The 8,177-nt window shown below is 35.1% G+C and carries 8 protein-coding genes and 1 pseudogene; 4 read left to right on the top strand and 5 right to left on the bottom strand.

Going from position 1 to position 8,177, the window contains the following annotated elements; genetic code table 11:
* Positions 1 to 19: 19 nt before the first annotated feature.
* Positions 20 to 409: a hypothetical protein gene (locus tag LVQ76_RS20945; protein WP_232922388.1), complete on the top strand. Its 390-nt coding sequence runs from the start codon at positions 20 to 22 to the stop codon at positions 407 to 409.
* A 126-nt stretch (positions 410 to 535) separates the two neighbouring features.
* Here the strand turns inward: LVQ76_RS20945 and LVQ76_RS20950 are convergent, their stop codons facing one another.
* From LVQ76_RS20950 to yhhA, 5 genes are all read right to left on the bottom strand, one after another.
* The gene (locus LVQ76_RS20950) at positions 536 to 1,459 is read right to left on the bottom strand and encodes a radical SAM protein (protein WP_232922389.1); all 924 of its coding nucleotides are present in this window, start codon (positions 1,457 to 1,459) and stop codon (positions 536 to 538) included.
* Between the two features lie 16 nt (positions 1,460 to 1,475).
* Entirely contained in the window at positions 1,476 to 2,039 is a 564-nt protein-coding gene (locus LVQ76_RS20955; RefSeq protein ID WP_232922390.1) for a DUF483 domain-containing protein, read from the bottom strand.
* Positions 2,039 to 3,325, bottom strand: a complete 1,287-nt coding sequence (locus LVQ76_RS20960; RefSeq protein ID WP_232922391.1) for a hypothetical protein — start codon at positions 3,323 to 3,325, stop codon at positions 2,039 to 2,041. The genes LVQ76_RS20955 and LVQ76_RS20960 overlap by 1 nt, the downstream gene beginning before the upstream one ends.
* Positions 3,326 to 3,423: 98 nt before the next feature.
* Positions 3,424 to 4,554 carry a radical SAM protein gene (locus LVQ76_RS20965; RefSeq protein ID WP_232922392.1) on the bottom strand — a complete coding sequence of 377 codons (1,131 nt, stop codon included), beginning with the start codon at positions 4,552 to 4,554 and terminating at the stop codon, positions 3,424 to 3,426.
* A gap of 67 nt (positions 4,555 to 4,621) precedes the next feature.
* Entirely contained in the window at positions 4,622 to 4,780 is a 159-nt protein-coding gene (yhhA, locus tag LVQ76_RS22420; RefSeq protein ID WP_370640086.1) for a YhhA family cyclophane-containing RiPP, read from the bottom strand.
* 179 nt (positions 4,781 to 4,959) lie between these two features.
* Between yhhA and LVQ76_RS20970 the strand changes: the two are divergent.
* The 3 genes and pseudogenes from LVQ76_RS20970 to LVQ76_RS20980 form a co-directional block, all read left to right on the top strand.
* A pseudogene (locus tag LVQ76_RS20970) lies at positions 4,960 to 5,311 on the top strand (transposase); the annotation flags it as partial.
* A gap of 765 nt (positions 5,312 to 6,076) precedes the next feature.
* Complete coding sequence (locus LVQ76_RS20975; RefSeq protein ID WP_232922393.1) at positions 6,077 to 7,126, top strand: DUF2971 domain-containing protein; 1,050 nt, start codon at positions 6,077 to 6,079, stop codon at positions 7,124 to 7,126.
* A 274-nt stretch (positions 7,127 to 7,400) separates the two neighbouring features.
* Positions 7,401 to 8,087 (top strand): hypothetical protein, encoded by a 687-nt coding sequence (locus LVQ76_RS20980; RefSeq protein WP_232922394.1) that lies wholly within the window; start codon positions 7,401 to 7,403, stop codon positions 8,085 to 8,087.
* Positions 8,088 to 8,177: the final 90 nt, after the last annotated feature.

Below are 8,177 nucleotides of genomic sequence, written 5' to 3' on the forward strand. Positions count from 1 at the left end.
CTTAAAAAAGAGGTTATATATGGAAAGTATCGAATCAAAAGAAATATATGAAACAATGCAGTTTGCTGTAGTGACAGTTCTGTCTCTTTATTGTGATAGAATCTATGATATTTCAAATACAAACTATGATGATGCTGTTCTGTTTGTAAAAGATAAAAAAGCTTTAGAGTATGCGTTATGCGTGCATATCAAAGAACTTTATGATGAGTTTGATTATTATAAAAAATCCAGAGGAACAGGTCGAGAGGAAATAGAACATATTGATGTGTACGAACTCAAAGCAAAAGTGATGTTCTTACATGAACAGTTTATCAAAGACCTAGTTATGGAAAACCTCGAAGCAAATCTTAATGCTGGCGAAGAAGGTCCTACTTACTGGAAGTTGAAGATAGTAAATAATATGCTCTAACAAGCATCATGAGATACATATGAAAACTGTCATTATATTAAGCTATAAGGTCAGCATATCTGACCTTATTTTGACAATAGGTTTAAACTAGCATTTTGATGCGAAAGGAATTTCCATTTTCCATGCTTAAATAATTGGTTTTGGAACTGAGTCCTCATTAGGATATAGTTCAATATATTCATTCCAAATACCTTCACATTTATCGTTTACTAAACAAGAGTTACATTTTTCATATTTAGAATGAGCTTCTTTAGACAACTCTAAATAGTCAAGTAAGTTGCCATCTTGATCATAACCAACAGCACCAATGAAACGGGTATCATTTACACTTGAAATATATTTACGGTACTCCTCCTCAAAAACACATAGTGGTAGCGCTTCTGGAAGTGGTTTAATTCCTTTACTTGCAAAGTAATGCATAGCAGCGTTGACATAATGCTCAACATCAATGTATGTCGGTGTTATTGCTTTATCAAACGCGTCTCCCATTGGATGTGGGAAAGTTAAGTTAAACTCTGTAACACCAAGTTCTTCGTGGGCAAACTTGTACGTATCAACCAAGTATTTGTAATTGAGTTTACTGATTACAGTCTGTACAGCAATTTGTTCTATGTTGACTTTATTAACTAACTGCTTAAATGCAGAGATCGTTTCATCAAAACTCCCTTGAACAGCAGTAATTTTGTCATGAATTTCTGAGCTGGGACCGTGCAATGCGATTAAATAATAATCAACAACTCCGATTGTTGACTCCAATTTATCAGCATCGGAAAGCTTTCGACCGTTAGTTTGAAGGTGGACTTCTCGGATATTACCTAGCTTTCTATGATGTTTAACATGTTGCATGATCTCAATAAAGTCTCTACGCATTGAAATCTCGCCACCAGTCAAAGTAAGGTCAATAGATTTATGCAAATCAACAAAAAAATCGATTCTATTTTTAATTTTCTTCAAAGAAAGATTTTTATCTCTCGCATCATTTGCTGCACAGCAATGAACACATTTGTTATTACAGGTTGAGCCAACTTTTAAGTCAATTAATTCGTGCATAATTTTGTTATTTACCTTAATGTAATAGCCATTGTTTAAAGCTTAAAAATCGATGGTGCGATTGATTATTTTTTACAATCGACAAAGCTTTACGTGCTATAGATAAAGATCTTATACAAGTGGGTGTGCAAGGAATATGGGATATGAGAGAGCAACCCTGATAATACAATTTAGGGTTAATCAGTTGAAAATCATTTTCAAACTCCCAGTTATAGACTACGTTTTCCTCATATGAATCAATATTGCTTTCCCCCACCTTACTGATGCTTTTTATGCAACAAATTGGATAGCCTAATAATGTACCTAACTCTTCAGTATGATCTAGGTAACTTTGATCGACTTTAATTAAGTATTCCACGTTGTTTACTTTACTTACAAAAACAAACCCATTATCATCTATTTTTGAAAAGTAACCAAGTCCTGTTGCCCATTGAAAGAGTTTAAATGCTCGTATGTCATCCAACACTCCGATCCTAATAGCTGGTTTCATATCCGAAACAAATAATAAAAGATCTACATAGGCTGATTTAGGAAGATCTGAAGGTGATGATGCAAAAGCTTGCAAATTAAATTGTTCCATTATTTTCTTAACCATATCATGTGGCGCTGCGATCTGTTCTCTTTTGCCTCAAGCTCAAAGAAACCAGCTTTAAGTGCTGAATGCATTGAAGCTATATTATTTTTTCTCATAACAGCTTCAATAATGTTATGGTGAGAACGCTCACAGGCTATGTAAAATATGTACTTACCTATTCCTAATCCTTGATGGGTTTTGTTTAGTTGAACGTTTATACTTGCTCTTTCGCCATTGTGGACAATAGTTACTTTTCCTGCTTTAACCCCACTATAATAGACATTCCATCGTTGCTTTTTAAATGCATTGCAATTTGTTATTTCTAGGTCCAGATTTGCAGGAATATTTAAAACAGAATCGCAATGTGATTTTTCTGAGTATAATCTATTATAAAGCTCACTTAAATCGATTCCACATTTAATCAATGACTTTAATAAATATTGTGTAACAGGTTTCCAAAATTCGACAGGATAAAATGAAGGTGATATACCGATAGATGTATGTTTAACTTTTCTAGCTAAATCATAAGTTATAATTAAATTAATTAACTTGTCAATATCTGAAATTTGAGAAAAAATGTCATTATCATAGTATACCCCTTCATTTTCCCAATCAGAGTCACCATTGTATCTATTGTTTAATGAATCCATATCAATATGTAGTAATATATTTTCTTTATCTTTGGCGAACTCAACCACATCGTAAAGAGAGTTTGATTCGATATAATTTGTTTTTTTTCTATTCGTAGTGTTAGTAATTGAGCTACATAATCGGATTTCTTGATTCCCAAACAAATTGTCATTCAAAAATTCAGGCCTCACATAGTGAAATTTATTTTCACTAACTGAAGGATTATAATGAGCTATATTGATGTGCGGATTATCGTGCAGAAGTGGCGTAACCATACTACCAATACCTATAGCTCCACTTTGTATAGATGCAAGAACACTTTGGGGCTCAGAAAATTTAACCTGATTGTTTGTCAATAAATCTTTCCACGTCCCAACTTCAACCTCGGATAGGTGCGTATTCATCAAGTCTTTATGACTATCTAAATGCAGTAAGACAGTATCATTCTTATCTAGTCTTCCTTTTGAGTATAAGTAACTCCAACCATATGGAATAAATGACTCTGCTAAACAAAATAAGTAATTCTCGCCTTGCAGATAGAAATCTAGACTTTTAGATTCAGATAGATTCAGCCAATCTAATCCTATCTGAATATCATCACAATGATCAAAAAGCTTTTTGGAAAGTGATATTAACCAGTAATCGTCATCGGATTCAATCATATTGACATCATGGTCTAAAAAATATGAATATAATTCATCGTAGATGCTCTGTTCATTATCAGGCAAATATTTTTTATGTATTCTTATCATTTTACCATTTAATTATATTGATTTTGTTCCAATGCTTCGATTAGTCTAACTCGCGCATGCTGGATTAATAATTTCATCTCATTACAATAAATTGACGGATTATTAAATTTATTAGCTGAGCTATACCTATGAGGTAAACACCCACCCTTGCAGTGCTTAATTTCATCACAAACTCGACATTGCTCAGGTAAGTTTATTTCTTTTAAAAGGAAGTTATACTGAACAAATGAATTAGAATTCATTACATCTTCAATTGAAGAGTTAGATAAATGCAAGTTCGTCTTAGAAGCACCCTCATAAGTTGTTTTAAGTATATCTGAAGTATGATAGCTACCATCAGTTTCGATGGTTAGGTATGATAGCTCTCCTCCACCAAATACATCTGAAGATATGTCTAATCCTGACACGGACTCCAATACATGTTCAAAAATTCGTACAGTGATATTTTGATATTCGGTAAACCATATATCAAATGCTTCAATCAACCAATTAATGTATATTTCTACCTCGGAATCTTTATGTCTGGGAGTACGGTCATGGTTACTATCTGGTAATAAAAAGTCTGTTATTAGGATTTCACTTTCTTGGAAAAATTCAAATAGCTTTCTTGGTGGAACTTGAGGATTAATAACAGAAATAGTTCCTGAAAAAAGCTCAGGATACTTTTGTATTTCTTTAATCCCTTTGATCACCCTTTCCCAAGAACCAATGCCTTTCTTATCGATTCGATAAATGTCATGATATTTTTGAGGGCCATCGATACTAACTGAAACACCAACATTAAATTCTTTAAACAATTTCGCATATTGCTTAGTTAACAAAGAACCGTTAGTCTGAACGGAGAAACCAAGCTTGACAATATCTGATAATTCCGAACTGATTAATTTAAGAACTTCAGAGAATCGGTTATGACCCATTAATAAAGGTTCACCACCATGAAATACTAACAACATTTCATCAAGATTATATTTACTTTGATACTCTTTTAGCCGTTCAATTAAAAGATTGATAGTATCAAAAGACATCAGATTTGGTAGATAATGAGATGTCTTGTCGATATGATTGAAGACATAACAATATTCGCAATTTAAATTGCAATCAGATGAGATGCGAACAAAGAAAGTGTTAATCATTTTCATAGTACCAAAATAAAATGAGCATCACTTAAGATGCTCATAAATAAAGTATTTAATTACAGCAACTTAATTATGAACGATTATGACGATTGTGCATACGGCTGTAACCAACCATTAAGTTGTCCGATTGGTTTCTGAGCTTTTGAGCTAAGCGAGAAATGATCCCATTTGTGCCTTTGCTAGCAACTAGCTTGATGCACTCCGCTCCAATTTTACCTGCATTTAACATGTTTAACTCCTAAATAACAATGCATGTTTAACGTCACTTAATTATCTTATAATTAAGTGAAAATTAAATCACGTATTTCGTTAGGTAAATGGCGGATTCAAGTCCGAAGTACAACGCTAAGCCGCCTGTATGGCATTGAAGGCCAATATCACTGCGACCGGGCTTTGAACGCAAAGCTCTTTGAACAAATTTGTGCGCTGCTGGTGCAGTTTGTCAGGTGTACTCCCGGTAATTTTGGTTATACGCGCTCTTGCTGGAGCACCGAATTTCTGGCAATAAAAAATCAACGAGATAACCGAGGATAAACTACATCCCGACACAATCCGCCGCTGGTTGCCTTCTGGCAGTCAAGTATAGCGCTGAGTATCGCTAACGCGACTTGCATAAGGATGAAAAAATGGGCGCAATCCGCAAAGCGCTGGATGATGCAGCGCTGAACATCCGGTGTTTTATGAAGATGAAGTCTATATTAATCTCAACCCTAAAATCGGTGCTGACTGGCAGGTTTGCGGGGCTTCTTACAGGTTGATGCTGGTTTTGTCATGAGTCACCTCTGGTTGAGAGTTTACTCACTTAGTCGTGTGTCCACTATTCGCGGGTAGGATCACATTGCTAGATGCTTCCCACTGGATGGACTCAACAAAAAGCCCTTCTAAGCGTTATGCATTTGCTCTTCTTCCCTCATCCATTTACCACATTTAATCTTAGCTGTTTGCAAATACTGCAAAAACGCGGCACCACAAGCATACAAAGTAGTGCTATTCATTATAATGAATCGTCTACATTACAGACGTGCAGGCTCCTTTCAAGATAAGTTCAAGAGGTGTACCGAAGGCCAGGACTAAATACCTGGGTTAACAAAAAGCTATTATACGGCAAACATATAACGTAGAAGTTGCCTACTCTTCCTACTTTGAGAAAATATCTTTTGAGTATATTACTTACAGGTTAAATCTTTGATTTAACAATGTATGATATGTCTTAAGAAAACTTATAATTTTCTTTCCAATCCTTTCTAATAGCTAACAAATCAGAGATTTGTCAGCAAATGAGGAAAAGGAAACATCAACAGAACCGATAGTAAAAGAAACTCACTCACTACGTTCATTCGATATAGAAAACAAAGAAAAGTAATTCCCTATAAAATTTATCATTTCCTTCTATCGATCCCTTATGCCCCTCCACCTTTGATGATGGTTCTGATTGCAAATTGCAAGCATATAAAAGAAAGTGCATAATATGCACGTGAAAATTACTCTGCATCACATAGCGGAATGATAAAAAAGGAGTGTGTTAATGCTTGTTAAATATTTTGGCTATGCGTTTGATTCTGTTAATAAGATTTTTTCACTAAGAACCAGTTTTATATCTGATGGTTTATTTAGAATGACTCAACCTAAGTTTCTTAACGATAAATCTAGCGAGTCAAGGGTAAAGGCATATTTCAATGAGTTCTCACCAGCAGATTATGCATGGGCAAAGAGAGCACATAATAAAATGCAATTGAACAATTCCTATGTTCCTTCAAAAGAATTTTTAGAAGATATGTTTCTAAAACCAACCGGCTCTAGGTATGGTGATAGTTATCCTCATCTCTTAGAACAAGATGGGTTTAGCTCTATGGAGGAGTTTGATAAGAAGCAATTGGATCAATCAGCTGAAAAAATTAATGCCTTTTTATTAGAAGCTATAAGTTGTCAATTAGGGGTTTTATCGCTATCAAAGTCGGATACAAATGAACTTATGTGGACTCATTATGCCACTGAAGGCAAGGGGCTTGCAGTAACATTTAAAAACAGCCATCCATTTTTTAAAAAGTTTCCTCCCAAGGAAGTTACTTATAGTGCGGATAAAAGAACTTCACTCACATACTATAAAGGTATGATGAGAATGAATGGTTACCTGTTAAAAAATTTTCGCAAATATGATTTGAGCAAACCATCTGGTGTAACAGATTTACTTTCCGAAAATAATATTGATAGTGATGATATTACGGAAAGACTACTTTATTCTAAAAGTGAAAAATGGGCACCCGAAGATGAAACTAGAATTGTATGTTCTTTGAAACTTTGTGAAGATAATAAAGGGGCTTTATTAGAACAACAGTTTGGGGTTGAGTTACCAGAAGAGCAAGTTGCTCTCTTTAGACATTATGAAATTAGCTTAAAACAAATACCCTTTGATGCATTTGAATCTATAGTATTCGGTTACTGTATGAGTGAATCCGATAAATCTATTATTATAGAACTTGTACGTAATAATAAAGATTTATCCCATTTGAAATTACGTCAAGCTAGACTCAATATTTTTGAGCAAGTGGAGATAGTTGATTGTGTTGTTAAGTAGATAATAAAATATTGAATGTTTGTTAACTGTTTTTTATTGCTATTTAACTTCCAAATTTTTCCAAAAATTTGTTGACCAATGCAAAACGAGGATTTAGTGTATTTAGCCAAGAAATGAGTAAATTCTTTTCTTTCCCTAACGGGGAAACCTCTGGATTGAGTTAACGCTTCATCCTTCCGTAACAGGTAAACAATGTAGGCTCAATTTTTGAGCACTTGAAAGGTGGTAGAAAATCTACTGTCTTACCTAATACTTGTTACGGACATTCCTTAAAATGACTCAACAAAACGTAGTAACACCTGCAATCACTCCCATCGAAGCCTTGCAAACTCAGATCCAAGCCAACACCGTTTATGAAAACATGGTTGTTCTGCCTGGTGTTGCTGTTGATACCTTCATTACAATCTCTGATTACGAGTGCAACAGACCAGTACAAGAGCGCGCATTGAATCAAGCTAAAAACAGCGCTCAGATTTCTACACACCTTTCTCCCACTGTAGCCATTGCAATGATTCACCCTGAACGTAACAGAGTGCTTTGGCAGCGTACAGAGCGTGTAGCCAGAGAAAAGAGGATTCCTCATACTTTACCTTTCATCAAAGTGAATGGACATACACGCGCTTTTGGTTGGTCTAATCGTCATTACTGCAATGATACTGCGTTTAAAGAAAACTCAATTGCTTCAAATGATCTGATTGGTGCGGCAAACTTAGAAAATTTCGACATGTTTCCACATCTTTTTAAACGTCCTGGCTCACTATTTGTAACGGTGCATATGAATCTCACGGATGAACAGATCTACACCCTAGTTAAAAAAGAGTATTGCGGTGCTGTAGGTGTAGCGAACAACAAAGAATCACAACAGATGGGCTACAGAAAAGTTGAGTTTGTACCTTCATCTGACTTTGTAGCAAAAGATAGTTGTGTAAGCATCCCCGTAATCCGCGCCATTCACTTTTAGAGATCTTCCGACATACTGATTATGTCACCTGTGGAGATCGCTATGCGTAAGATCCGATTCACCGAGCACCAGATCATCTCCGTTCTGAAG

It is taken from the genome of Buttiauxella cochleicola, from assembly GCF_021283185.1.
Classification (GTDB): domain Bacteria; phylum Pseudomonadota; class Gammaproteobacteria; order Enterobacterales; family Enterobacteriaceae; genus Buttiauxella; species Buttiauxella massiliensis.

Excerpts from the sequence above, each read along its gene's own strand:
- LVQ76_RS20945 (WP_232922388.1), top strand. The coding sequence starts at position 20 with ATGGAAAGTATCGAATCAAAAGAAATATATGAAACAATGCAGTTTGCT.
- LVQ76_RS20950 (WP_232922389.1), bottom strand. The coding sequence starts at position 1,459 with ATGCACGAATTAATTGACTTAAAAGTTGGCTCAACCTGTAATAACAAA.
- LVQ76_RS20955 (WP_232922390.1), bottom strand. The coding sequence starts at position 2,039 with ATGGAACAATTTAATTTGCAAGCTTTTGCATCATCACCTTCAGATCTT.
- LVQ76_RS20960 (WP_232922391.1), bottom strand. The coding sequence starts at position 3,325 with ATGATTGAATCCGATGACGATTACTGGTTAATATCACTTTCCAAAAAG.
- LVQ76_RS20965 (WP_232922392.1), bottom strand. The coding sequence starts at position 4,554 with ATGAAAATGATTAACACTTTCTTTGTTCGCATCTCATCTGATTGCAAT.
- yhhA (WP_370640086.1), bottom strand. The coding sequence starts at position 4,780 with ATGTTAAATGCAGGTAAAATTGGAGCGGAGTGCATCAAGCTAGTTGCT.
- LVQ76_RS20975 (WP_232922393.1), top strand. The coding sequence starts at position 6,077 with ATGCTTGTTAAATATTTTGGCTATGCGTTTGATTCTGTTAATAAGATT.
- LVQ76_RS20980 (WP_232922394.1), top strand. The coding sequence starts at position 7,401 with ATGACTCAACAAAACGTAGTAACACCTGCAATCACTCCCATCGAAGCC.